The sequence below is a fragment of the Sporosarcina sp. FSL K6-5500 genome, assembly GCF_038005665.1.
Lineage (GTDB): Bacteria > Bacillota > Bacilli > Bacillales_A > Planococcaceae > Sporosarcina > Sporosarcina psychrophila.
This window is the reverse complement of sequence record NZ_JBBOTP010000001.1, coordinates 104,189-129,380: the sequence shown is the minus strand read 5'-3', so window position 1 is coordinate 129,380 and position 25,192 is coordinate 104,189. Positions and strand designations below refer to the sequence as shown.

23 protein-coding genes are annotated in these 25,192 nt (G+C 43.8%); all 23 read left to right on the top strand.

Going from position 1 to position 25,192, the window contains the following annotated elements:
• Nucleotides 1-43 precede the first annotated feature (43 nt).
• The 23 genes from rnc to hslU all read left to right on the top strand — a co-directional run bounded on the left by rnc (nucleotide 44) and on the right by hslU (nucleotide 25,181).
• On the top strand, nucleotides 44-811 hold the full coding sequence (gene rnc / locus MKX62_RS00620) for a ribonuclease III (RefSeq protein ID WP_067214016.1): 768 nt from the start codon (nucleotides 44-46) through the stop codon (nucleotides 809-811).
• A gap of 2 nt (nucleotides 812-813) precedes the next feature.
• The gene (gene smc / locus MKX62_RS00615) at nucleotides 814-4,371 is read left to right on the top strand and encodes a chromosome segregation protein SMC (RefSeq protein WP_340740420.1); all 3,558 of its coding nucleotides are present in this window, start codon (nucleotides 814-816) and stop codon (nucleotides 4,369-4,371) included.
• 14 nt (nucleotides 4,372-4,385) lie between these two features.
• Nucleotides 4,386-5,378 (top strand): signal recognition particle-docking protein FtsY, encoded by a 993-nt coding sequence (gene ftsY / locus MKX62_RS00610; protein WP_340740419.1) that lies wholly within the window; start codon nucleotides 4,386-4,388, stop codon nucleotides 5,376-5,378.
• Nucleotides 5,379-5,477: 99 nt separating this feature from the next.
• The gene (locus MKX62_RS00605) at nucleotides 5,478-5,813 is read left to right on the top strand and encodes a putative DNA-binding protein (protein ID WP_067211307.1); all 336 of its coding nucleotides are present in this window, start codon (nucleotides 5,478-5,480) and stop codon (nucleotides 5,811-5,813) included.
• A gap of 12 nt (nucleotides 5,814-5,825) precedes the next feature.
• A complete protein-coding gene (gene ffh / locus MKX62_RS00600; protein WP_340740418.1) occupies nucleotides 5,826-7,181 on the top strand; it encodes a signal recognition particle protein in 1,356 nt (451 codons plus the stop codon).
• Between the two features lie 112 nt (nucleotides 7,182-7,293).
• Complete coding sequence (rpsP, locus tag MKX62_RS00595) at nucleotides 7,294-7,566, top strand: 30S ribosomal protein S16 (RefSeq protein ID WP_067211301.1); 273 nt, start codon at nucleotides 7,294-7,296, stop codon at nucleotides 7,564-7,566.
• A gap of 15 nt (nucleotides 7,567-7,581) precedes the next feature.
• A complete protein-coding gene (locus MKX62_RS00590; protein ID WP_067211298.1) occupies nucleotides 7,582-7,815 on the top strand; it encodes a KH domain-containing protein in 234 nt (77 codons plus the stop codon).
• Between the two features lie 239 nt (nucleotides 7,816-8,054).
• Nucleotides 8,055-8,570 (top strand): ribosome maturation factor RimM, encoded by a 516-nt coding sequence (gene rimM / locus MKX62_RS00585; RefSeq protein ID WP_067214014.1) that lies wholly within the window; start codon nucleotides 8,055-8,057, stop codon nucleotides 8,568-8,570.
• On the top strand, nucleotides 8,570-9,307 hold the full coding sequence (gene trmD / locus MKX62_RS00580; RefSeq protein WP_067214015.1) for a tRNA (guanosine(37)-N1)-methyltransferase TrmD: 738 nt from the start codon (nucleotides 8,570-8,572) through the stop codon (nucleotides 9,305-9,307). The genes rimM and trmD overlap by 1 nt, the downstream gene beginning before the upstream one ends.
• Before the next feature lie 132 nt (nucleotides 9,308-9,439).
• On the top strand, nucleotides 9,440-9,784 hold the full coding sequence (gene rplS / locus MKX62_RS00575) for a 50S ribosomal protein L19 (RefSeq protein WP_067211295.1): 345 nt from the start codon (nucleotides 9,440-9,442) through the stop codon (nucleotides 9,782-9,784).
• A gap of 95 nt (nucleotides 9,785-9,879) precedes the next feature.
• Nucleotides 9,880-10,440 (top strand): signal peptidase I, encoded by a 561-nt coding sequence (gene lepB, locus MKX62_RS00570; RefSeq protein ID WP_067211292.1) that lies wholly within the window; start codon nucleotides 9,880-9,882, stop codon nucleotides 10,438-10,440.
• 17 nt (nucleotides 10,441-10,457) lie between these two features.
• Nucleotides 10,458-11,321, top strand: coding sequence for a ribosome biogenesis GTPase YlqF (gene ylqF, locus MKX62_RS00565; protein ID WP_338655849.1), 864 nt, complete (start codon nucleotides 10,458-10,460; stop codon nucleotides 11,319-11,321).
• A 124-nt stretch (nucleotides 11,322-11,445) separates the two neighbouring features.
• On the top strand, nucleotides 11,446-12,237 hold the full coding sequence (locus tag MKX62_RS00560; protein ID WP_340740417.1) for a ribonuclease HII: 792 nt from the start codon (nucleotides 11,446-11,448) through the stop codon (nucleotides 12,235-12,237).
• The gene (locus MKX62_RS00555) at nucleotides 12,234-14,234 is read left to right on the top strand and encodes a hypothetical protein (RefSeq protein WP_340740416.1); all 2,001 of its coding nucleotides are present in this window, start codon (nucleotides 12,234-12,236) and stop codon (nucleotides 14,232-14,234) included. The genes MKX62_RS00560 and MKX62_RS00555 overlap by 4 nt, the downstream gene beginning before the upstream one ends.
• Nucleotides 14,231-14,527, top strand: coding sequence for an EscU/YscU/HrcU family type III secretion system export apparatus switch protein (locus tag MKX62_RS00550; protein WP_067211281.1), 297 nt, complete (start codon nucleotides 14,231-14,233; stop codon nucleotides 14,525-14,527). Before MKX62_RS00555 ends, MKX62_RS00550 begins: the two co-directional genes overlap by 4 nt.
• A 117-nt stretch (nucleotides 14,528-14,644) precedes the next feature.
• Nucleotides 14,645-15,805, top strand: a complete 1,161-nt coding sequence (gene sucC / locus MKX62_RS00545; RefSeq protein ID WP_187045414.1) for an ADP-forming succinate--CoA ligase subunit beta — start codon at nucleotides 14,645-14,647, stop codon at nucleotides 15,803-15,805.
• Between the two features lie 18 nt (nucleotides 15,806-15,823).
• Nucleotides 15,824-16,726: a succinate--CoA ligase subunit alpha gene (sucD, locus tag MKX62_RS00540; protein WP_067211276.1), complete on the top strand. Its 903-nt coding sequence runs from the start codon at nucleotides 15,824-15,826 to the stop codon at nucleotides 16,724-16,726.
• 65 nt (nucleotides 16,727-16,791) lie between these two features.
• Nucleotides 16,792-17,679, top strand: a complete 888-nt coding sequence (gene dprA, locus MKX62_RS00535) for a DNA-processing protein DprA (protein ID WP_340740415.1) — start codon at nucleotides 16,792-16,794, stop codon at nucleotides 17,677-17,679.
• Between the two features lie 393 nt (nucleotides 17,680-18,072).
• Nucleotides 18,073-20,148, top strand: a complete 2,076-nt coding sequence (gene topA, locus MKX62_RS00530) for a type I DNA topoisomerase (protein WP_067211271.1) — start codon at nucleotides 18,073-18,075, stop codon at nucleotides 20,146-20,148.
• 398 nt (nucleotides 20,149-20,546) lie between these two features.
• Nucleotides 20,547-21,857: an FADH(2)-oxidizing methylenetetrahydrofolate--tRNA-(uracil(54)-C(5))-methyltransferase TrmFO gene (gene trmFO / locus MKX62_RS00525; RefSeq protein WP_067211268.1), complete on the top strand. Its 1,311-nt coding sequence runs from the start codon at nucleotides 20,547-20,549 to the stop codon at nucleotides 21,855-21,857.
• 472 nt (nucleotides 21,858-22,329) lie between these two features.
• Nucleotides 22,330-23,229 (top strand): tyrosine recombinase XerC, encoded by a 900-nt coding sequence (gene xerC, locus MKX62_RS00520; protein WP_187045411.1) that lies wholly within the window; start codon nucleotides 22,330-22,332, stop codon nucleotides 23,227-23,229.
• 9 nt (nucleotides 23,230-23,238) lie between these two features.
• Nucleotides 23,239-23,784, top strand: coding sequence for an ATP-dependent protease subunit HslV (gene hslV, locus MKX62_RS00515; protein ID WP_156476072.1), 546 nt, complete (start codon nucleotides 23,239-23,241; stop codon nucleotides 23,782-23,784).
• Entirely contained in the window at nucleotides 23,784-25,181 is a 1,398-nt protein-coding gene (gene hslU / locus MKX62_RS00510; protein ID WP_231885845.1) for an ATP-dependent protease ATPase subunit HslU, read from the top strand. Before hslV ends, hslU begins: the two co-directional genes overlap by 1 nt.
• Nucleotides 25,182-25,192: the final 11 nt, after the last annotated feature.

Here is a 25,192-nt window from a genome sequence, read left to right as displayed (position 1 = left end):
GGGTAAAATTATAAACATTATGTACCGAAAGGCAGAATCGATGATGACCCATACAAACAACTTCAAAGGAAAAAAAACAATTGCGCTTTTACCCGTAGCGATTCGAAACAAATTCGATGACTTACAAAATGAATTGGACGTCCATTTCAAAAACAAATCACTACTGTATAATGCATTTACACATTCATCTTATGTGAATGAGCATCGGAGAAAAAATTTCACGGATAATGAGAGATTGGAATTTTTAGGTGACGCGGTTCTTGAGTTAGGTGTGTCCCGATTCCTTTATTCGACAGAGCCTAATATGACTGAAGGGGAACTTACGAAACTAAGGGCTGCGATTGTTTGCGAACCGTCCCTTGTGAAGTTTTCTAACGAACTTGGGTTAGGTCGCTTTATCCTGCTTGGGAAAGGGGAGGAGCAGACGGGTGGACGAATGCGCCCTGCATTACTCGCTGACGTATTTGAGGCGTTTATAGGCGCTCTGTACATAGATCAAGGGATGGAGGCGGTTATCCCATTCCTTGAAAAAGTCGTCTTCCCTAAAATTAGTGTCGGTGCTTTTTCGCATGTGATGGATTATAAAAGCCGTCTTCAGGAAATCGTTCAACAGACGAATAATGGTCAATTGCAGTATGAAATCGTTGAAGAGAAAGGTCCTGCTCATGCGAAAAGTTTCGTAACTGTCGTGCGACTTGGCGATGAACAACTTGGAACTGGTCTCGGTAAATCAAAAAAAGAGGCCGAGCAAGAAGCAGCCCGCCATGCAATTCAAGATTTAAAGAGTCGGCAGGCTGAAGGAGAGAATTAATCGTGTTTTTGAAAAGACTTGAAATTATGGGATTCAAATCATTCGCTGAACGGATTGCGATTGATTTTGTCCCTGGTGTTACAGCTGTAGTTGGTCCAAATGGAAGTGGAAAAAGTAATATTACAGATGCTATTCGTTGGGTTCTTGGCGAACAATCGGCGAAATCGCTCCGTGGTTCTAAAATGGAAGATGTCATCTTTGCGGGGAGTGATTCACGTAAATCACTTAATTTTGCAGAGGTGACGCTTATTCTTGATAATAGTAAAGGTCTTTTTCCACTCGACTATACGGAAGTAAGTGTCAGCAGGCGCGTTTTCCGATCAGGGGAGAGCGCTTATCTATTAAACGGCCAACAGTGCCGGCTGAAAGATATCAATGATGTGTTCATGGATTCTGGACTTGGGAAAGAAGCATTTTCAATGATTTCTCAAGGGCGCGTAGATGAAATTTTAAATAGCCGCCCTGAAGACAGACGAAGCATTTTTGACGAAGCGGCGGGAGTTCTGAAGTACAGAACGAGGAAAAAGAAAGCGGAGCACAAATTATTTGAGACGGAAGACAATCTTGACCGTGTGCTTGATATTTTAAAAGAGCTTGAATCGAGAATTGAGCCGTTACGGAATAGTGCAGAAGCTGCTAAAAAACATAAAGTGCTTTCGGAAGAGACGCGTGAAGCGGATGTGTCTCTGCTGACCTTTGACGCGGGAAATCTCCGCAATGAAATTTTGAAAAGATCTCAAGAAGCCGAAAATTTTCAGGAGAAGAAGATTTTACTTGAGGCTGAATCAAGGAAAGCTGAAGAAGCGTCCGAATTTGCGAAGAAAGAACTTGCGAAAATGGACGAACAATTGGATGCGTTACAAAAAAAACTTGTAGTCACAAGTGCAGAGACAGAAAAGTGGGAAGGAAGACGTCTTTTATCACTTGAAAAACGTCGCAATGCTGACCAGTTAATTGAAAGGTCTCGATTTGAACTTGCTAATACCGAAACTGAGTTGGCAACACTTTCAGAAAAACTTGGTGCGGCCCGTGAAAAGCAGCAACAGTCAGAAATAGAATACGAAAAAACAAAAGTTGAGATGGATGGTATTTCTCACATACTGAAACGCTCTGTCAAAGAGACGGAAAAAGAAATAGATGAATTGAAATCAGCTTATATTGACAGGTTGAACGAGGAAGCGACGATCCGCAACGACTTGAAGCACGCGGAAGAGCGTCTTCAAGGGGAGCAGTCTTCATCCGAAAAAATTATACTTCAGACATCTATTTTGCAGGAACGCTATGAAAAACTTACACAGGAAAAATCTGTGAAAGCGAATTCGTTGACTGTCTTGAAACGGAAATTGAAGGAATCGGATTCGGCCTATCGTGAATTGTCAAAGGCGTTGCGTAAGACTGAAGATGAACTCGCTTCACAGCAGGAACTCATGCAAAAGGCACTTAACAAGCAACATGAAATGCATGGTAGAGTTCGTGCACTTGAAAGTATGGAAGCGGATTTCTCAGGTTTCTATTCAGGTGTAAAAGAGATTCTTGTTGCGAAAAAGTCAGGAAAACTAGCCGGAATTGACGGTGCAGTCGCAGAACTTATTTCCGTTGAAAAAGAGTATATAAAAGCGGTGGAAACAGCGCTTGGCGGTGCGATGCAACATATTGTGACGGCAACTGAACCGGAAGCGAGAAAAGCAATCGGCTACTTAAAAGCGAAGAACGCTGGAAGGGCAACATTCCTGCCGAGAGATGTGATGAAATCCCGGAAAATTCAACCAGCAGCATTGCGCTCGGTTGAACTGCATCCCGAATACATCGGAACTGCCGATCGTCTTGTACAGACTGATGCTACATATGCACTTATCACTGAAAACTTACTTGGTAATACGATTGTCGCAAAAACGCTCGTAGGGGCATCCGCCATTGCGGGGATACTCGGCTATCGTTTCCGTGTCGTGACGCTTGACGGGGATGTTGTGAATGCTGGTGGTTCACTTACAGGTGGTGGAGTCAAAGGACAGGCATCCGTCTTCACAAGAAAAGCTGAACTCGAAACGTTACAGCTGCAACTAACTCGTATGGCTGATTCAATTGAGTCCGCTACTAAGAAAATAGGCGACACGAAAATGGGCGTTGCCAAGCAGATATACGAAGTGGATCAGTTACGTAAACTAACGGACAGTCTGCAAATTGAAATTGCAGCAGCGGAATCTGGCATTCGTGAAACTGACATCGCCATTAAGTCGGTGGAATCAGAGATAGCATCGACTGAGATGGGAAGACGCGGTGTCGAGAATACTGGATCGGAATTGTTAGAAAAGAAAGCAGCATTACATCAAAATCATAAACGCGTGAAAAGTGAGCTAGAAGCAATTCAATCCAAAGTGGAGTCGCTTGAACGTCTAGCTACTAATCGGAGGAACGAAGAGGCTACATTAACAAGTCGATACAATGAGCTTCGAGAGTGCATAGCTGTTTTGCGTGAACAGAAAGCACATCTGCAAGTGACAATCGACGAAATGGAAGATGCTTCTGCTCAAGCCAAAGTTAAATTGACTGCCTTGCGTGATGAAATGCAGTATTTCACTGGTAATGAAAATGGTGGAGAGTTGAGCGCGGAACAAATCGCAATGGAGATTGAAAGGGCATCTGCTGACAAGAAATTAATCGAGAAATCGATTATGACAGACAGGGAAATCCGCACAAAGCTTGCAAATTTACTTGAAGAGAAAAGTGCAACGCTTCAAAAACTTCGAGCTAGTACGGGAGAAACAATCTCTGCATTGAATGCGGTCTCTATCGTGCTATCACGTCTCGAAGTGAAATATGAAGCGGTCACGCAGCAGCTTCTAACTGAATATGGATTGTTTGCGGATGGAATTATTGCGGACGATTTTGATGAAGTGAAGACCAGAGAAAAAGTTGAATCTTTAAAACGTCAACTGGCAGTTTTGGGACCCGTTAATCCCGGAGCTATTGTGGAGTTTGAAGAAGTATCTGAACGTCATCTCTTTTTGGATGAACAGCGTAATGATTTATTAAAAGCGAAAACGACACTTCACGAAGCGATGAGTGAGATGGACGCTGAAATGACAACGCGTTTTTTGACGACATTCAATGCTGTCCAGAACCGCTTCCGACATGTGTTTAAGGAAATGTTTGGGGGCGGTGAGGCGGATTTGATACTTACGCAACCTGACAATTTACTTGAAACTGGTGTGGAAATTGTCGCACGTCCGCCAGGGAAAAAACTGCAAAGTTTAAGCCTTTTATCAGGTGGAGAACGTGCGTTAACTGCGATTTCGTTGTTATTTTCAATCATCGAAGTACGACCAGTACCTTTTTGTATTCTTGATGAAGTCGAAGCCGCGCTCGACGAAGCGAATGTCATACGCTACAGTAAATACCTGAAGAAGTTTTCGGAGAAGACACAATTCATCGTTATTACACATCGGAAGGGTACGATGGAAGGTGCGGATGTGCTCTATGGAATCACGATGCAGGAATCAGGCGTGTCCAGGGTTATTTCGGTTAAAATTTCCGAGGTGCCGGAAGAAGCAATCATGTAAAGGAGTGACTATAATTGTCTTTTTTTAAGAAACTCAAGGAAAAAATCACGGGTACAAACGAAGCAGTAACAGAGAAATTTAAAGATGGTTTATCAAAAACGCGAGATCAGTTCACATCCAAAGTGAATGATCTTGTTGCGCGTTTCAGAGTAATTGACGAAGAATTCTTTGAGGAATTGGAAGAGCTACTGTTACAGGCCGATGTCGGTTTTGAAACAGTCATGGAGCTCATCGATTTACTTAAAGTTGAAGTACAGCGAAAAAATATTAAAGATACAGCGGGCATTCAATCAGTTATTTCTGAAAAACTGGTTGAAATCTACCAAGCTGGCGAAGAACTCGACAACGAACTGCGTATTCAAGAAGACAGTCTAACTGTTATCTTAATGGTAGGCGTTAATGGCGTTGGAAAAACGACGACAATTGGGAAGTTGGCAGCGCGACTTATGGCAGAAGGTAAGACGGTTATGCTTGCGGCCGGCGACACATTCCGTGCTGGTGCTATCGATCAACTTGTCGTCTGGGGTGAACGTGCTGGAGTAGAAGTAATCCGTCAATCGGAAGGGTCTGACCCTGCTGCAGTCATGTACGACGCAATCCGTGCTGCAAAAAACCGCAAAGTGGACGTTCTTATTTGTGATACCGCGGGAAGGCTTCAAAATAAAGTGAATCTGATGAATGAACTTCAAAAAGTGCACCGGGTTATCAGTAAAGAAGTAGAAGGCGCACCGCATGAAGTACTCTTAGCGCTCGATGCAACAACGGGGCAAAACGCATTGATCCAAGCGGAGACATTCAAAGAAGCGACGAATGTTACAGGTATCGTCTTGACGAAGCTTGATGGCACAGCAAAAGGCGGCATCGTACTTGCTATTAGGAAAAAGTTAAATATCCCAGTTAAATTCGTTGGACTCGGTGAAGGTGTGGATGATCTCCAACCGTTTGATCCAGAAAAGTATGTCTACGGCCTATTTGCGGATGGACTTGAACAAGAAGATAATGTCTAGGCGTTTGCGCTTTTCGACACAGACAAGTAAAATGGCTTGACAGTACGAGGTTGTCATACTATGATGACTTAGGAAGAACATAGCGGGGAGGCAAAGCGTATGACGCTTGCAAAAACGACACGCATTAACTTCCTCTTTGATTTTTATCAGTCACTTTTGACTGATAAACAAAGACTTTATATGCAACTTTACTATTTAGAAGATCTTTCACTCGGTGAGATTGCTGGTGAATACGGCGTATCGCGTCAGGCTGTCTATGACAATGTTCGCCGGACGGAAGCGATGCTCGAAGATTATGAAATGAAGTTGAATTTATTTTCAGAATTCCAGAAGCGAGCAGAAATTGTAGATTATCTTGAGCAGCTCATAACCGATACAGATAAAAAATCGGAAACAATCAAAGAATTGTTAAGTGCGTTAAGAAATCATGAGTAGGAGGCTCTGTGCATGGCATTTGAAGGATTAGCCCAGCGCCTGCAAGGGACGCTACAGAAAATTAGGGGCAAAGGTAAGATTGACGAAGCTGATGTCAAGGAAATGATGCGTGAAGTACGTTTTGCGCTTATTGAAGCCGATGTTAACTTGAAAGTTGTCAAAGAGTTTGTCAAAACAGTAAGTGAACGTGCAGTCGGACATGACGTCATGAAGAGTCTAACTCCCGGTCAACAGGTTGTTAAAATTGTTAAAGATGAACTAACGAATCTGATGGGCGGCGAGCAGAACCCAATCCAGTTTGCACGAAAATCACCTACTGTCATTATGATGGTCGGTCTGCAAGGTGCGGGTAAAACGACAACCACGGGGAAACTGGCAAGCGTACTTCGCAAACGGCACAATAAAAAGCCGCTACTTGTCGCGGCAGACGTTTACAGACCCGCTGCGATTCAGCAGTTGGAAACACTCGGTAAGCAATTGACAATGCCTGTGTTCGCACTGGGAACTGACATTTCACCTGTTGAAATTGTACGCCAGGCGCTTGCAGAGGCGGAGAAAGAACATCATGATGTCGTTATCATTGATACAGCTGGAAGGCTACATGTTGACGAAGTACTGATGCAGGAACTGAAGGATATTCGGGACCTTAGTACACCGGACGAAGTATTCCTTGTCGTTGATGCAATGACTGGGCAGGATGCTGTAAATGTCGCTAAAAGTTTCGATGATACTGTCGGAATAACAGGCGTTATCCTGACTAAACTTGACGGGGATACTCGAGGCGGAGCGGCGCTTTCTATCCGAGCTGTTACAGACAAACCGATTAAGTTTGTCGGGATGGGCGAGAAGATGGATGCACTGGAACCGTTTCATCCGGAACGTATGGCATCCCGAATTCTTGGTATGGGCGATGTCATGTCTCTTATTGAAAAAGCACAGGAGAATGTCGATGAAGAGAAGTCGAAGGAACTTGAAGAGAAGTTCCGGACGCAATCATTTACGCTCGATGACTTCCTTGATCAGCTTCAGCAAGTCAAGAAAATGGGGCCACTCGACGAAATTTTGAAAATGATGCCCGGTGCCAATAAAATCAAAGGTCTCGAAAATGCTAAAGTTGACGAAGGCCAAATGGGACGCGTTGAAGCGGTAATCCAATCGATGACTACGGCGGAGCGCAATACACCTGAGATCATCAATGCAAATCGTCGCAAGCGAATTGCAAAAGGGTCAGGAACAACCATTCAAGATGTCAATCGGCTATTAAAGCAATTCGAAGACATGAAAAAAATGGTTAAACAAATGACCGGCATGCAACAAAAAGGTAAAAAGAAGATGAAAATGCCTGGATTGGATTCGTTTTTTAAATAAAATCCCGGATTTTCGAAAGAAATTCAAGGTGTTAAGAAAAAACACTTTACAAACAACAGAAAGCTTGATAATATACTATCTTGTGTGAAACTATTCGGAGGTGCAAGTAAAAATGTCAGTAAAAATTCGTCTTAAACGTATGGGAGCAAAGAAAACTCCTTTCTATCGTATTGTAGTAGCAGATTCACGTTCACCACGTGATGGTCGTCAAATCGAAACGGTTGGTACTTACAACCCGCTTACAAAACCAGCTGAAGTAAAAATCAATGAAGAGCTAGCTCTTAAATGGCTTCAAGAGGGTGCGAAACCATCTGATACTGTCCGTAACCTGTTTTCCGACAAAGGCATCATGGAAAAATACCATAACGCTAAACTCGGTAAGTAATCAGGAGGGGTGTACATGAAGCAGCTGATTGAGACAATCGTTAAACCGTTAGTCGATTATCCAGAGGATGTTCGGATTGCAATGGATGAACATGATAATCGTGTCATCTATAAATTATCCGTAAATCCCGAAGATATGGGAAAAGTTATCGGAAAGCAGGGACGTGTTGCGAAAGCGATACGCACCATTGTTTATTCAGCAGCAGGCAGTCACCACGGCAAGAAGGTTTATATCGATATTATAGATTGATACAGAAAAGGAGGGAGCCTATGTTCCTTCCTTTTTTGTCTATTTAAGTTGAACACATGAATGCCTATATTAACTGAGCGTAGGCGCCTCAATGGGGTAGCCGTAGCCATTAGCCTGGTAGCGAAGCTGCTTGGCTTATGGCGGGAGGCATCCCCGAGCGCCGTAGCGGATTCAATGGAATTCTTTATTTCGGCATATATAAGTTATTATTATTTAAAATAAAGGAAGGTGTGATTTTTATGCAATGGTTTAACGTTGGTACAATTGTTAATACGCACGGTATCCGTGGAGAAGTCCGCGTTATCTCGCGTACTCATTTCCCGGAAGAACGCTATACGGTCGGAAACAAGCTTGCCTTGTTCATGCCGGACAGCAAGACACCTATTTACTTAACTGTAGCAAGTCATCGTCAGCACAAGACCTTTGACTTGTTAACATTTGAAAATCATCCAAATCTTAACGATGTTGAAAAGTATCGCAACGGTATTTTCATGATACCGGAAAACCAACTTGGCGATTTGGACGAAAACGAATTCTACTACCACGAAATCGTTGGTTGTACAGTGTTCACGACTGAAGGTATCGAACTAGGTGAAGTGACTGAAATTCTTGAAACCGGTGCGAATGATGTGTGGACGGTAACGCCTGAAAAAGGTAAGCCTCACTACATTCCTTATATCGAAGACATCGTTAAAGAAGTCGATATAGCTGGTAAGAAAATCATCATTGATCCGATGGAAGGACTTCTTTCATGATGAAAATCGATGTCCTTTCACTGTTTCCGGAAATGTTCGAAGGTGTTCTTCATTCCTCGATCATGAAAAAGGCGCAGGCGAACGGTGCAGTCACATTTGGTGTCACCGATTTTCGTGATTATTCTACAAGCAAGCATCGTAAAGTTGACGATTATCCTTATGGCGGAGGCGCGGGTATGGTCCTTAAACCTGAACCGCTCTTTGCAGCAGTCGAAGCTATATCTGAAGGGCTTGAAAAACCACCGCGTGTCATTTTGATGTGTCCTCAGGGAGAAACATTTACACAGAAGAAAGCGGAAGAGCTTTCTTCTGAAGAGCATGTCGTGTTCATATGCGGCCATTATGAGGGCTATGACGAGCGGATACGCCAGTATCTGGTCACGGACGAGTTATCCATTGGTGACTTCGTCCTAACGGGTGGAGAGATCGCTGCAATGGCTGTGATTGACAGTGTTGTCCGGTTGTTGCCGAATGTCCTTGGCAATGCTGATTCACCTGTGCTCGATTCATTTTCGACAGGATTGCTTGAACATCCGCAATACACACGCCCATCTAATTTTAATGGGATGGAAGTACCGGATGTATTGTTATCCGGCAATCATGCAGAAATCGATAAATGGCGTGAACAGCAGTCATTGCTCCGGACGTTCGAACGCAGAAAAGATTTGCTGAAAGATGCACCGCTTACTGAGCATCAACGCAAGTTCCTTCATCAATTAAAGCGAGAAAACAAATAAGTAGATGACCTTGCAACGACTTGTGATTTGTGGTACTATCTACTATGTGCTTCTATGTAAGTACATACTGACAGATGTTCCGCTGCAAAGGCAAGAAGTGTAAGAGCACCTGAGGATAGGGAGAGATTAACTATGCAACAAATTATTGCAGCAATCACAAAAGATCAGCTTCGTTCTGATCATCCAGCTTTCCGTGCAGGAGATACAGTTCGTTTGCACGTGAAAATCGTAGAGGGAACGCGCGAGCGTATTCAGCTATTTGAAGGAATTGTTATATCACGTCGTGGAGGCGGAATCAGTGAATCATTCACGGTTCGTAAAATCTCCAACGGTGTAGGTGTTGAGCGTACATTCCCTGTACACACACCAAAAATCACACTACTTGAAGTAATTCGTCGTGGTAAAGTACGTCGTGCGAAATTGTACTACCTTCGCAGTCTGCGCGGAAAAGCTGCACGTATCAAAGAACTTCGATAAAAAATGCAGGAGGCCCACAAACGGCCTCCTTTCTTTTTGCCTCAAAAATAAATAGACTGTACAATAAGAACAGTAGTAAGCAGGAGGCCTTGCCAATGAATGATGAAAAGAAGAAGAAAAACGAAACATGGGAATGGGTCAAGGCGCTTTTAATCGCATTCGGCCTTGCAGCAATCATCCGAGTTTTCCTCTTTACACCGATCGTTGTCGATGGTGTTTCGATGATGCCAACACTTGAGAATGGCGATCGAATGATTGTTAATAAAATTGGTTATACAATTGGAGAACCAAAACGGTTTGATGTCGTTGTGTTTCATGCACCTGAAGAGAAAGATTACATAAAAAGGGTAATTGGACTTCCTGGCGACGAAGTAGAATACCGGGATGACGTTTTATACGTCAATGGAAAACCGTTCGAAGAGCCTTATCTCGATCAATACAAATCGGAAGTGGCAGATAGTCCGCTGACTGAAGATTTCACACTTGAAGAGAAAATCCAAAGCACGACAGTCCCGGCAGATCATGTGTTTGTCATGGGGGATAACAGAAGAAAGAGTAAAGACTCCAGGCATATTGGAGCTGTTGCCATCGATGAAATCATTGGTAGTACAAAAGTCGTTTTCTGGCCGATTAAAGATTTTGGAATTATTAACTGACGGGAGGAACTAACAACATGACAATTCAATGGTTTCCCGGACATATGGCGAAAGCTCGCCGAGAAGTAACCGAAAAACTGAAGCTTGTTGACATCGTTTTTGAATTAATCGATGCTAGGCTTCCGCTATCTTCTAGAAATCCGATGATTGACGAAGTCATTCATCAAAAACCAAGACTTCTTATACTGAACAAGATGGACCTTGCGGATGAAACGGAAACAGCGCGCTGGATCCGTTATTTTGAAGCGCAAGGAATGCGTGCAGTTGCCATCAATTCATTTGAAGGTAGAGGGCTTCAGACTGTTATAAAAGCTGCGAAAGAGATTTTGGAGCCGAAGTTGGAAAGAATGCGTTCAAGAGGCATTCGTCCGGGCGCCATGCGTGCGATGATAGTGGGGATTCCAAACGTTGGGAAATCGACACTTATTAACAGACTTGCCAAGAAAAATATTGCGAAAACAGGTAATACGCCCGGCGTTACAAAAGCTCAACAGTGGATTAAATATGAAAAAGAGCTTGAACTTTTAGATACGCCAGGTATTCTGTGGCCTAAATTCGAGGATAAAGAAGTTGGCTTTAAGCTTGCACTGACAGGCGCTATTAAGGATAAAATTGTAAATATGGAAGACTTGGCAGTGTATGGCCTTCGTTTCCTCGAGGCGAATTATCCAGCTCGGCTGACAGACAGATATGGATTAACAACCGTCGGCGACGAAATCCTTCCGATTTTTGAAAAGATTGGTTCACTTCGTAAAGTGTATGCTGTCGGTGGAGAAGTCGATTATGACAAAGTGGCAGAGTTGGTTGTCCGTGATATTCGTAATGAATACCTTGGTAAACTGACATTTGACTTCACATCACAACAATCACAAAATGACTAGGCCGATGCCGGCACGGAATTAATTCCGCGGCAATCGGCCTTTTCTTTTATGGGAGTCGAAAAGTGACAAAGATAGCCGATATACTAATAAAAAGATGGATCGATAAGTCGACTGTTACTGGAGAGTGATCAGATTGAAAACGATAAAGGAAATTACGGAACGGCTGACACATGTTAAAGAACCGGAGTCTTGGATGGAAGTGCTGGAGCAGGATTCAAGAACAGGCGTGCAAAATGCACTTAGTCGCTGGAAGCGCCAGTATGAAAAGCGGAAAGCCATAGAACATAATCATATGCTGAAAGAAGCGTTTGATAGGTCGTATGCGCCGTTTGAAGGTGCGTTGATCGCTGGGGTGGATGAGGCGGGGAGAGGACCGTTAGCGGGTCCTGTGGTCACCGCAGCGGTTATTCTGCCACGCGAAACGCCGGAACTTATTGGACTGGATGATTCAAAGGCTATATCAAAGGCAGAACGAGAACGGCTTGCGGAACAGATAAAAAGCGTCGCTATCGCTTATTCAGCGCATATCCAATCAGCCCATATGATTGATGATATGAATATTTACGCCGCAACAAGGGATTCGATGGAACAGGCGGTAGAGGGACTTACTGTCAATCCTGATTTCGTAATCGTGGATGCCATGAAACTCGCTGTAAACTGTCCTACAGAATCAGTCATTAAAGGTGATGCGTTGAGTTTAGCTGTGGCGGCTGCATCGATTATTGCAAAAACAACGAGAGATGCCATTATGGATAATTTACATAACGACTTTCCTATGTATAATTTCAAGAAAAACGCGGGATATGGGACTGGGGAACATGTTCTAGCGCTTCAAAAACATGGACCGTGTGAACATCACCGTACAACTTTCGAACCTGTTAAATCAATGTTGGACGGAGGGAGGAAGAACCGATGAATTTTCCTGCTGCGGCAGTATCGGCAAGTCAAGCGGCGGGCGCAGTCCCAAATAGGCCGCTTGTCTTGAATGAAGGTCAAATGGTCCATGGGCAGATTAAGCAGCTTTATCCCGGCCAAATGGCTGAAGTCCAAATTGGTGGACAAAAGGTATTCGCTAAATTGGAAATTCCGATGAGAGCGGGTGACTCCTACTACTTTCAAGTAAATGCAGTTAAGCCAGAATTGCAACTGAAGATCATTTCAGGACCCCTTCAAGCTACAGAAGGGCAGGCGCGGCAACTCGGCGGATTAATGGATGCAATGCAATTGCCAAAGACGCCAGAAATGCAAGCATTGTTGGCGTTCGTCATGAAGAATAAAATTCCGATGACGCGGGATAGTTTGCTGGAGGCGGAAACGTTATTAAAAGGCGTACCGCCAGCCGCGCGCAATGAAGCACTCATGTCACTTCAGAAGATGATTGAGCTGAAATTGCCGCTTACTGAGAATATCTTTCGGTCACTTTTAGGAGTCGAAACAAAAGAAGGTTTGCATAGTGTTTTGACTTCGTTGCGAAATGCGTTGGCCCTAGATAACACGGTTACGTCGCAGGTCAAAGATGCTATTTTATCTGCGCTAGAGAAGATGGCCAAGCCGTTTGCCCAGGTGACAGGAGGAGCGCTACTAGGTCAATCCATCCTCACGTTATTGGATCGTTCCGCGCCTGGAGAAGACCGTTTTGCTACCCTGCAAATGTTGAAAAGTGCAGGTGTTTTACCGGAACGGACATCTCTTGCAAACTTGCCGCAAGTGCTCGCTTCATTGATTTCAGGAGAAGGCGTTGCACGACCAAGTAATGCTTTAACTGCATCGCAATCAGTCCTGGTAGGACCGCAGGACGTTCCAATCACAACTATGAATAGACAGGCTGCCATTCAGCCTCAAGCGCCTTTAGCGTCAACACCGATTGTGCAGCAGGTGCTGACAATGCTCAAGCAGATTGGAGAAGCTCCACCAGCTCAACAGAAAGTCCCGTTAGAAAACTTGAAAACGTTAATTTCATCCGATCCGGGGACAAATGCACAGCAGAAAACAGTGCTCACGGCAATGATTGATCGTGCCGTAAATGCACAGCCAATTGCACAATCGCCAACGAAGTTTGTCCAGGAATTCAGTCAGGCATATACGCGGATAACGGCAGAAAATGCAGCTGCAACCCCTTTCCAAACTAGTACCTTAGCGGAGGGGCATAAAGAACAATTACTCACTCTACTCGGTCAGCAAGGGACTGAGAAGTTAGCGGTACTACTGCAAACGGCGGAACGATCTGATAACCCAGCTATCCAGAAAACGGTGCAGGCAGCAGAAGTCGCTGTTGCTTCGATGATTGATGGAAAAGCGTTGAAAGATGCGCTACAAACGGTCATACGTTCATTCGGGCTCAATTATGAGGCGGGGTTACTCGGAAAAGAACCTGATTTTGGACGTCTTGCGGAAATGTTGAAACCGCAGCTACTGGCTCTGATGCATGATCCATCTGTCTCGGCGGCTCTCCGTGATGCTGCAGAAACAGTCGTCACGAGGATGAATGGGCAGTTACTCCAGTCGGGGGAAAACGGTGTGCAACATCAACTGATTATGCAAGTTCCACTTGAGTTTTTTGGCAAGCGTATCGATGCGACATTGCAGTGGAATGGACAAATGCAAAAAGATGGAAAAATTGATGCTGACTATGCACGAATTCTTTTTTATCTCGAACTCGACACTATTAACAAGACGATTATCGATATGCAAGTCCAGAATAGGGTCGTAATGGTGACCGTCTTTAATGCAGATGAGACGCTTAAGTCGATTGGAGGAGGGCCTCTTCAGGAGAGATTGAAAGTGGGACTTGAGTCGACGGGCTATAAATTGTCAGGGGTATTTTTTAAGAATTTTATCGAGGAAGAAAAAAACACGCAGAAACAGAAGAAAACAATGAAAATTGATGGGCAAGGAGTTGACTTCCGCATATGACAGAAGAACGTCATACTCGAAAAGAGGCGGTCGCCCTTTCGTATGAACCGTTTTCGGCAGGTGCTCCAAAAGTAGTCGCGAAAGGGAAAGGGAAAATCGCCGAAAATATATTGGAAAAAGCAAAGGCGAATAATATTCCCATTCAGGAAGATCCAAGCCTCGTTGAAATTTTAGGGCAACTAAACGTTAACGAATCAATTCCAGAAGAATTGTACAAAGCGGTATCCGAAGTATTTGCCTACATTTATCAGATTGACCGCGAACATGGAGCAAAACGAAAAATGAAAGTTTGAAATAGATTCGACAAATTTCTACATTTGGAATTCAATTGTGGACATTGTTTGACATGTTTACTACAATGGATAAGGCAGTAAATTAAATAGCTTAGAAGTACGAATGGAGGATGTAAGATGAATATCCATGAATATCAAGGCAAACAGCTACTAAGAGAATATGGTGTAGCAGTTTCTAACGGTCTTGTTGCTTTCTCTCCTGAGGAAGCAGTAAAAGCTGCAAAGGAACTAGGTACAGACATTATCGTAGTTAAAGCACAAATCCACGCGGGTGGACGTGGGAAAGCGGGCGGCGTTAAGATTGCGAAAAATCTTGATGAAGTTCGTGCTTATGCTAAAGAATTGATTGGTAAGACACTTGTGACTCACCAAACAGGCCCAGAAGGTAAAGAGATCAAACGTCTTCTTATCGAAGAAGGTTCTGATATCAAAAAAGAATACTATCTTGGACTTGTCCTTGACAGTGCAACAGACCGTGTAACACTTATGGGTTCTGAAGAAGGCGGAATGGACATCGAGGAAGTTGCGGAAGCAACACCTGAAAAGATTTTCAAAGAAGTCATCGACCCAGTTGTTGGTTTGACTGGATTCCAAGCACGCCGCATGGCATATAACATGAACATCCCTACGCACCTTGTAAACAAAGCAGCGAAATTCATGCTTGGACTTTACCAAGTGTTCGTAGAAAAAGACGCATCTATTGTTGAAATTAACCCACTAGTTGTAACAGCTGGTGACGATGTACTTGCTCTTGATGCGAAATTCAACTTTGACGACAGTGCACTATACCGTCATAAAGATATCCAAGCACTTCGCGACTATGATGAAGAAGATCCAAAAGAAATCGAAGCTTCAAAATTTGACCTAAGCTATATTTCTCTTGACGGAAACGTTGGTTGTATGGTTAACGGTGCAGGTCTTGCAATGGCTACAATGGATACGATTAACTACTTCGGTGGTTCACCTGCTAACTTCCTTGACGTTGGTGGTAGTGCAACGGCTGAAAAAGTTACAGAAGCGTTCAAAATCATCCTTTCTGACTCAAATGTCAAAGGGATTTTCGTCAACATTTTCGGTGGTATTATGAAGTGTGACGTTATTGCTGAAGGTGTTATTGCTGCATCTAAAGAAGTAGGTCTACAAGTACCACTTGTTGTTCGTTTGGAAGGTACAAACGTCGACTTAGGTAAAGCACTTTTGAATGAATCAGGTTTGAACATCATCGCTGCTGATACAATGGCAGACGGTGCTAAAAAGATTGTAGAACTAGTAGGTTAAGAAAGGCAGGGACAAACGATGAGTATTTTTATTAACAAAGATACAAAAGTTATCGTACAAGGAATAACGGGTGCTACAGCACTTTTCCATACAGAACAAATGCTAGAGTACGGAACGAAAATTGTTGGCGGAGTTACACCTGGTAAAGGTGGAACTGAAGCGGCGGGTGTTCCTGTTTTCAACACAGTTGAAGAAGCTGTAAAAGCAACAGGCGCAAACGTATCAGTTATTTATGTTCCAGCTCCATTTGCTGCAGATGCAATCCTTGAAGCAGTAGAAGCAGAACTTGACATGACAATCTGTATTACAGAACATATCCCAGTACTTGATATGGTCAAAGTTAAGCGTTACATGGAAGGCAAGAAAACACGTCTTGTCGGTCCAAACTGTCCGGGTGTTATCACGGCAGACGAATGTAAAATCGGCATCATGCCTGGCTACATTAATACAAAAGGCCATGTAGGCGTTGTTTCACGTTCAGGTACACTGACGTATGAAGCAGTTCTTCAATTGACGAACGCTGGAATCGGACAGTCAACTTCTGTTGGTATCGGCGGAGACCCAGTTAATGGAACAAACTTCATCGATGTACTAAAAGAATTCAACGAAGATCCTGAGACATATGCAGTAGTTATGATCGGTGAAATCGGTGGAACTGGTGAAGAAGAAGCAGCTGCGTGGATTCAAGCGAACATGACGAAACCTGTTGTTGGCTTTATCGGTGGTCAAACAGCTCCTGAAGGAAAACGTATGGGCCATGCTGGTGCCATCATTTCCGGCGGTAAAGGAACAGCTGCTGAGAAAATCAAAGCACTTAACGCTGCAGGCGTTGAAGTTGCGGACACGCCATCTGTTATCGGCGAAACATTAATTAAAGTAATTAAAGAAAAAGGTCTATACGAAAAGTGTAAAACACATTAATATGAAAGATGCAGCGTGCTAGTTTATGCGCTGCATCTTTTTTTTACTTTAAGAGGAGGGATTCGATGGTACTGACAGATGCCGAAAGGCGATTACTAGCGCTCCACTATGTATTTCCAGTGCCTTTGAACAGATTAAACAGACTTTACGAGATAGACCCCAATCTCGAAAAGTTATATGTTTACAAGGCGGTTGAACTTGCTCATATCCTAAACATCTCTGTGTCAAAAGCGAGTCAATTGAAAGACAGTCTAGACCGTAACGCAGACACCCCCTACGAAGCGTTATATGAGCGGAATGCAATCACCCCAATCCCGTTCACCAATCCCTTATATCCTGACCAGTTACACGTACTTATTGATCCTCCGGCAGTTCTCTATGCAAAAGGGGACCACACATTACTCGAGAAACAATTTAAAGTGGCTATTATTGGAGCCCGGAAAGCAACTGTTTATTCACAAGAAGTGATGTCGCTTATTGTACCTCCACTTGTAGAAAATGGAGCTATTATCGTATCGGGATTAGCAACGGGAGCCGACACGATGGCGCATATAGCGGCACTTAAATACGGTGGTAAAACAATTGCAGTACTTGGGCATGGATTTTTCCATCTTTACCCGAAAGAGAATCGTGCACTCGCCGAAAGAATAGCACTAAATCATCTTCTAATTACAGAATACCCACCATATGTAAACCCGGAACGTTGGACTTTTCCGATGCGCAATCGTATCATAAGCGGGTTGTCGGATGCGGTCGTTGTCACCGAATCGGCAGATAAAAGTGGAACGATGAGTACGGTCGAACATGCACTTGATCACGGGAAAGAAATCTATGCAGTTCCCGGGCCAGTCACATCATTGTTATCAGCTGGTCCAAATAGGTTGATAGATGAAGGTGCAAGACCGGTATGGAACGGGTTCCAAATCGTCGAATCACTCGTTTTCAATGGTTGAATAAAACTCTTTTTCATTGAAAAGGTTGCTTTAATCTTAAAACTGGTATACATTTTGCAACAGATATTCTTTTGGGTTAAAGTTCAAAAGGAAGGACAAAAAAAGCCGAGGAGTAATAAGAAGCGTAGCCTTCGAGCACCGCAGCGTATGTTGTTTATATGTGAGGAGCGGAAGAGCAAGCTGACAAGAACGCAGCCTAAGATCGCCACGTCCTGTGGCAACAGCCGCGTGACCCGCTTCGAGCGGCCCTTCGACAGCTATTAATGAACTTCTGTTAAAGACTCCGCGTCCTGCGGCAACACAGAAGTCAGCATGTCCTGTGCAAGTCCGGACTTTTTGAACTACCTCTTTTGATGAATAAATACAAAACCTCTTTAAGGAGGCATACACTTAATGGCAGACTACCTAGTAATTGTGGAATCGCCCGCAAAGGCAAAAACGATTGAACGCTATCTCGGAAAAAAATATAAAGTGCGTGCATCACTCGGGCATTTACGTGATCTTCCACGAAGTCAGATGGGCGTAGATACCGAAAATGATTTCGAACCGAAATACATTACGATTCGCGGCAAAGGCCCGATTCTTCAAGACTTGAAAAAAGAAGCTAAAAAAGCTAAAAAAATCTTTCTCGCAGCTGACCCCGACAGAGAAGGGGAAGCGATTGCATGGCATTTGGCAAACCAGCTTGGCGTAGATATCGAATCAGATTGTCGAGTTGTTTTCAATGAAATAACAAAAGAAGCAATTAAAGAATCATTTAAGAATCCACGTCCAATCGATATGGATCGTGTCGATGCTCAACAAGCTCGCCGCATTTTAGATCGACTTGTAGGCTACAACATCAGCCCTATACTTTGGAAAAAAGTGAAAAAAGGGTTATCCGCTGGCCGGGTTCAATCCGTCGCACTTCGCATGATTATCGACAGAGAAAATGAAATCAATGCATTCGTTCCTGAAGAATACTGGAGCATCTCTGGTCAATTCGAAAAAGACGATACAACATTCGAAGCGGATTTCTTCGGCGATTCGAAGAAAAAAGTAAAACTTACAGACAAACAACAGGTCGATGAAATCTTAAGCCGGTTAAGCGGAGATACATTCGATATTGCGAATGTGGTTAAAAAAGAGCGCAAACGAAATCCAGCATTGCCGTTCACGACTTCATCTTTGCAACAGGAAGCGGCACGAAAGCTAAACTTCCGAGCGAAAAAAACAATGATGCTTGCCCAACAGCTTTATGAAGGGATCAACCTTGGTAAAGAAGGTCAAGTTGGTCTAATTACGTACATGAGAACTGATTCGACTCGAATTGCCGATAGCGCAAAAGAGGAAGCAAGATCATTCATCGAAACAATGTATGGGCAAGAATTTGTAGCGACATCAAAGCCAGCAGCTAAAAGCAGTACCGCAAAAACGCAGGACGCACACGAGGCAGTACGCCCGACATCTGTTATGCGACCACCTGCAGCTATGAAAACAGTATTGTCACGGGATCAACTACGGCTTTATAAACTCATATGGGAACGACTCGTCGCCAGTCAAATGGCGCCAGCGGTACTCGATACGGTTGCGGTCGATCTTGTGAATGGTGATGTTCGCTTCAGGGCGAATGGTTCGCAAGTTAAATTCCAAGGGTTCATGAAAGTGTATGTTGAAGGTGATGATGATAAAGAAGAGGAGAAAGACCGTATCCTCCCGCCGCTTGAAGAAGGCGAACAAGTGAAGTTTAGTGAAATCGATCCCAAACAGCACTTTACCCAGCCACCACCGAGGTTTTCGGAAGCGAGATTGGTCAAGACGCTTGAGGAGCAGGGAATAGGTCGTCCATCAACATACGCACCGACGCTCGACACAATCCAAAAACGAGGCTATGTCGTCCTCGATGCGAAAAGATTCCTTCCGACAGAACTTGGCGGTATTGTTCACCAGGCCGTAGATCAATACTTCCCTAATATTATCGACCTTGAGTTTACAGCTCAAATGGAAAAAGAACTTGATAATGTGGAGCATGGTCTGATTAAATGGAAGAAGGTTATTGATAACTTCTATGGCGATTTTGAGAAGCATGTGCAAATCGCAGATGCAGAGATGGAAAAAATAGAAATCAAAGATGAACCAGCTGGCGAAGACTGTGAGAAATGCGGTTCTCCTATGGTCTATAAATTGGGTCGATACGGCAAGTTTATGGCTTGTTCCGATTTTCCGGATTGCCGCAATACGAAAGCTATTATCAAACCAATCGGTGTGACTTGTCCAACATGTAAAGAAGGACAAGTCGTCGAACGGAAAAGTAAGACAAAACGTATATTTTATGGCTGTGACAGATATCCGGAATGTGAATACGTTTCATGGGATAAGCCGATTACAAGACCATGTCCGAAATGCGAAAGCACGCTAGTTGAAAAGAAACTGAAAAAAGGTGTACAGATTCAATGTACAGAATGTGATTATAAAGAAGATACGCAGTAAAAAAGAAAAGCGGAGGGCGCCGCCTAGATGCGGCAGGCATAAGGCGGTTTGGCGAAGTGGCGTACTTTGCCGCGCAGCCGAAACGACTTATGACCCGAGCATCTGGCGCCCGGAGTCTGGACAACAGAGAAAAGCGGAAGCGCCTGGTCAGGGGCGACAGGCATAAGACGGACCGGCGACGCGGCGTACTTTGCCGCATAGCTGGGCTGGCTTATGACCCTAGCCCCTAGGCGCTGGAGTCTGGACAATGAGAAAAGCGGAAGCGCCTGTTTAGCCCCGAAAAGCGCTGGAAGGCTTGTGATAAAGGCGTACTTTGCCTTTATCAGCAAGACTGAAGCGACTCGAGGGGCTAGGCGCTGAAGCCTAGACAACAAGAACATTAGAGAGAAGGTGACGGGATGACACCCATCGTAAATGTGATAGGTGCAGGCCTCGCTGGGAGTGAGGCTGCATGGCAAATTGCTAGCCGTGGAGTGAACGTACGTTTATATGAAATGCGACCGGTAAAACAGACGCCTGCGCACCATACAGACAAATTTGCTGAGCTCGTGTGCAGTAACTCGTTGCGCGCGAACAATTTGACGAATGCAGTTGGAATTATCAAAGAAGAAATGAGGATGCTCGACTCTCTCATTATTCGAGCAGCTGACGCTTGTGCGGTTCCTGCTGGAGGGGCATTGGCAGTCGACCGCCACGAGTTCGCTGGCCATGTTACCGACACGATTCGAAACCATCCGCTTATCGAAATTATAAATGAAGAAGTGACGGAACTACCGGAAGGCATTACGATTATTGCGACGGGTCCGCTGACATCACCGGCACTTGCTGAACAAATTCGTAAACTGACAGGCGAGGAATATTTATATTTCTATGATGCTGCAGCACCAATTATAGAAAAAGACTCCATCGATATGGACAAAGTCTATTTAAAATCTCGTTATGATAAAGGCGAAGCAGCCTATTTAAACTGCCCAATGAATGAGGAAGAATTTGAACGATTCTATAATGCGCTTGTGGCGGCAGAAATTGTACCCCTTAAAGAGTTCGAAAAAGAAATCTACTTCGAAGGATGTATGCCGGTGGAAGTGGTTGCCCAGCGCGGAGCACAGACTTTGTTATTCGGCGCACTTAAACCAGTTGGACTCGAACATCCGGTAACAGGAAAACTTGCAAAAGCAGTCATTCAGCTTCGTCAAGATGATGCTGCTGGTACTCTATTCAACATCGTAGGGTTTCAAACGCATATGAAATGGGGCGCGCAAAAGGAAGTAATCAGGCTTATCCCGGGTCTTGAAAACGTTGAAATCGTCCGCTATGGTGTCATGCATCGTAACACATTTATTAACTCACCACGTGTGCTTGATGCGACTTATCAGTTAAAGGCAAACTCCAATGTATTTTTCGCAGGACAGATGACTGGTGTAGAAGGGTATGTTGAATCGGCAGGTTCGGGCTTAATAGCCGGCATTAACGCCGCCAATCTGGCACTTGGTAAAGAATTAATCCTTTTCCCGCACGAAACAGCACTCGGGAGCATGGCGCGATATGTCACTGAAGCCAATCCGCAGAACTTCCAGCCCATGAATATCAATTTTGGTCTTTTCCCGGAACTTGGTAAACGCGTTAGGACCAAATTGGAACGTGCTGAGAAGCATGCAGAACGTGCACTTAAAGCGATTAGTGAGTTTCAGTTAGTATCACTATCTTGAATAATTTGATATTAAAAGGAGAAGGCTAGGGATGTATTCCAAGCCTTCTCCTTTTAATTGTCTAAATTACGTTGGCCATGAATACCTATATAAACTAAGCGAAGGTGCCTTACAAGGAATTATTCATTTCAATTTATATTGGAAATTATAAAATCTAGTACGATGGATAAGTTGCGAATAAGAGAATTGACGTCTAGATTACAGTGCTTTTGCTCTGTATATGAACAAATTGTGTCAGGAACATGAACAAATTGAAAGAGGTCAGACTTCTTGGCTATTGATAGTTGCCGTAGGATCAACATGTATTGTATAGTGAATCGTGGATGACTTTTGAATTTCTGGATTAGTCGCTTTCTTTCGGCTATTAGTCAACTCGCTTTACTATGACGTTTCGTAAATAATGTGTTATTATTCAAATGACTCGAAATACTTTAATAACTTAAAGGCTTTTTATTCAGGGAGGATGAAGTGTATGACAGTACAACCTTCTATCATCCGTGATGAATACATTTCGTACGTACGCTTAGAAAAGAACTATTCATATCACACAGTATCAGAGTATGAAAAAGATGTTGATGCATTTCTGTCGTTCCTGGAAGTCGAAGGAATTACAGATTTGAACGATGTGACTTACCCTGAAGCAAGACTTTATGCTACTGAACTGTATGACTTGGGTTTATCGAGAGCATCGATTTCTAGAAAAATATCTTCTATCCGTTCCTTTTTTAAATTTTCAAATGACAGGTATGACATTAGTGATAGCGCATTTCGTTCTCTCCATCACCCGAAGAAGGAAGAAAGACTTCCGGCTTTTTTTTATGAAGAGGAAATGGAGTCCTTATTTTCATCCTGTAAGGGGGAAGATAGAAAGTCTTTGCGTGATTATGCACTCCTTGAATTACTCTACGCAACCGGCATGCGGGTCAGCGAGCTGACTGCTGTCAAAACGCATGATATCGATGATCACCTTGGCATTGTTTTGGTAATGGGAAAAGGACGTAAGGAACGATATGTACCATTCGGTAGTTTTGCGCAATCTGCACTGGATGCTTATCGTGAGAAAAGTAGACTGAATTTGATGAAACAGAAAGAGCACGACATGCTGTTCGTCAATTTGCGGGGAGACCCACTGACTGATCGAGGTGTGCGCCATATCTTAAGCATGATGATGGAACGCGCATCACTTCACTCTAAAATCTATCCACATATGATTCGCCACTCTTTTGCCACCCACCTTTTGGCGGGGGGCGCTGACATGAGAACCGTTCAGGAGCTACTTGGACACAGTCACTTATCTTCAACGCAAGTGTATACACATATAACAAAAGAGCATTTAAGGAAAACATATATGAATACGCATCCGCGAGCATAGGAGGATGATCTGATGGAATTCCATGCAACGACAATCTTTGCCATTCGCCATGAAGGGTCTTGTGCCATGTCAGGCGATGGGCAAGTGACGGTAGGAAATGCAGTCGTCATGAAACATACGGCAAAAAAAGTCCGCCGAATTTTTGGTGGTAAAGTACTGGCAGGTTTTGCGGGATCGGTAGCGGACGCTTTTACGCTATTCGAATTGTTCGAAGCCAAACTGACAGAGTACAATGGCAACCTTCAAAGGGCTTCTGTTGAACTTGCGAAAGAATGGCGTGGTGACCGGATTCTACGGAAACTTGAGGCGATGCTCCTTGTAATGGATAACGAGCGTTTGTTACTCGTGTCTGGAACAGGAGAAGTAATTGAACCGGATGATGGTGTTTTGGCAATCGGTTCAGGTGGCCATTACGCACTTGCGGCTGGCCGGGCTTTGAAAAAGTACAGTGGGCATTCGCTCACTGCAGCAGAAATTGCCCAAGCGGCACTAGAGACGGCTGCAGAAATATGCGTTTTCACAAATGATCATATTATTGTGGAGGTACTCGAATGATAAAGAGACAAGAGCTGACACCCAAGGAATTGACTGCACATCTCGATAGATATATTATCGGTCAAGACAAAGCCAAGCGTGCAGTGGCTGTAGCCATTCGTAACAGGTACAGAAGAAGTCTGCTTTCTGATGACGAGAAAAGTGAAATCATACCGAAAAACATACTTATGATTGGCCCGACAGGTGTCGGGAAAACTGAAATCGCGAGAAGAATCGCTAAGCTAGTAAATGCTCCATTCCTTAAAGTGGAAGCGACGAAGTTTACAGAAGTAGGTTATGTAGGCCGTGATGTCGAGTCGATGATAAGAGATTTAACAGAAGCGGGCGTTCGAATTGTTCGGGAAGAGCAGCGTGAAGCTGTGAAAGGGCATGCGGTTATTCTTGCAGAAGAACGACTAATCGAATTACTTGTTCCTGAAAAAAAGAAAATGGGCGGTATGCAAAACCCGTTTGAAATGTTGTTTGGCCAAAAAGCAGAGCAGGAAGAACCTGATTATGCAGAAGTAGCCGAAGTGAAGCGTAAACGCTCTGAGATTGCGACAAGCCTCAAAGCGGGGGAACTTGAAGAACAAATGGTCACTGTAGAAGTTACTGCACAGCAGCCATCTATGTTTGACGCTTTACAAGGGTCGGGTATGGAACAGATGGGTGCGAATATGCAAGACGCATTTTCTTCTCTTATGCCGAAAAAGACAGTCAAGCGCAAAATGAAAGTAAAGGATGCCCGCATCGCACTTGAAGCGGAAGAGGCTGACAAGCTGATTGATCATGATGAAATCTCAAGACGAGCAATCGAGCTTACAGAGCAGTCAGGTATCATCTTCATTGATGAAATGGACAAAATTGCTAGTCGGGGCGGAAGTGGTTCGTCAGCAGATGTATCACGGGAAGGCGTTCAGCGGGATATATTACCAATCGTTGAAGGCTCGACTGTTTCGACTAAGTACGGTACAGTAAAGACCGATTTCATTTTGTTTATTGCGGCAGGGGCGTTCCATATGTCAAAACCCTCCGATATTATTCCGGAACTGCAAGGACGCTTTCCAATTCGGGTCGAACTTGAAAAGCTGACGAAGAATGACTTTGAACGTATTTTAAAAGAGCCTGATTTTTCTCTTATCCGTCAATATGAAAAATTGCTCAATACGGAAAATGTTGTTTTGGATTTTACTGACGAAGCAATTAGCCGACTTGCTGAAATTGCATTTGAAGTGAATGATGATACGGAGAATATCGGTGCAAGGCGTCTACATACTATCTTGGAGAAATTACTCGAAGAACTATCGTATGAAGCGGCTGATATCGGACCGGCAACGATTAAAATAACACCCGCGTATGTCGATGAAAAGCTGAAAGATATCGCGAAAAATAAAGATTTATCACATTTTATACTTTAATTGAAACGTTT

Excerpts from the sequence above, each read along its gene's own strand:
- MKX62_RS00555 (WP_340740416.1), top strand. The coding sequence starts at position 12,234 with ATGAATTTTCCTGCTGCGGCAGTATCGGCAAGTCAAGCGGCGGGCGCA.
- sucD (WP_067211276.1), top strand. The coding sequence starts at position 15,824 with ATGAGTATTTTTATTAACAAAGATACAAAAGTTATCGTACAAGGAATA.
- trmD (WP_067214015.1), top strand. The coding sequence starts at position 8,570 with ATGAAAATCGATGTCCTTTCACTGTTTCCGGAAATGTTCGAAGGTGTT.
- ffh (WP_340740418.1), top strand. The coding sequence starts at position 5,826 with ATGGCATTTGAAGGATTAGCCCAGCGCCTGCAAGGGACGCTACAGAAA.
- lepB (WP_067211292.1), top strand. The coding sequence starts at position 9,880 with ATGAATGATGAAAAGAAGAAGAAAAACGAAACATGGGAATGGGTCAAG.
- MKX62_RS00550 (WP_067211281.1), top strand. The coding sequence starts at position 14,231 with ATGACAGAAGAACGTCATACTCGAAAAGAGGCGGTCGCCCTTTCGTAT.
- MKX62_RS00590 (WP_067211298.1), top strand. The coding sequence starts at position 7,582 with ATGAAGCAGCTGATTGAGACAATCGTTAAACCGTTAGTCGATTATCCA.
- rpsP (WP_067211301.1), top strand. The coding sequence starts at position 7,294 with ATGTCAGTAAAAATTCGTCTTAAACGTATGGGAGCAAAGAAAACTCCT.
- rnc (WP_067214016.1), top strand. The coding sequence starts at position 44 with ATGACCCATACAAACAACTTCAAAGGAAAAAAAACAATTGCGCTTTTA.
- trmFO (WP_067211268.1), top strand. The coding sequence starts at position 20,547 with ATGACACCCATCGTAAATGTGATAGGTGCAGGCCTCGCTGGGAGTGAG.
- rimM (WP_067214014.1), top strand. The coding sequence starts at position 8,055 with ATGCAATGGTTTAACGTTGGTACAATTGTTAATACGCACGGTATCCGT.
- topA (WP_067211271.1), top strand. The coding sequence starts at position 18,073 with ATGGCAGACTACCTAGTAATTGTGGAATCGCCCGCAAAGGCAAAAACG.
- ylqF (WP_338655849.1), top strand. The coding sequence starts at position 10,458 with ATGACAATTCAATGGTTTCCCGGACATATGGCGAAAGCTCGCCGAGAA.
- dprA (WP_340740415.1), top strand. The coding sequence starts at position 16,792 with ATGGTACTGACAGATGCCGAAAGGCGATTACTAGCGCTCCACTATGTA.
- MKX62_RS00605 (WP_067211307.1), top strand. The coding sequence starts at position 5,478 with ATGACGCTTGCAAAAACGACACGCATTAACTTCCTCTTTGATTTTTAT.
- rplS (WP_067211295.1), top strand. The coding sequence starts at position 9,440 with ATGCAACAAATTATTGCAGCAATCACAAAAGATCAGCTTCGTTCTGAT.
- xerC (WP_187045411.1), top strand. The coding sequence starts at position 22,330 with ATGACAGTACAACCTTCTATCATCCGTGATGAATACATTTCGTACGTA.
- sucC (WP_187045414.1), top strand. The coding sequence starts at position 14,645 with ATGAATATCCATGAATATCAAGGCAAACAGCTACTAAGAGAATATGGT.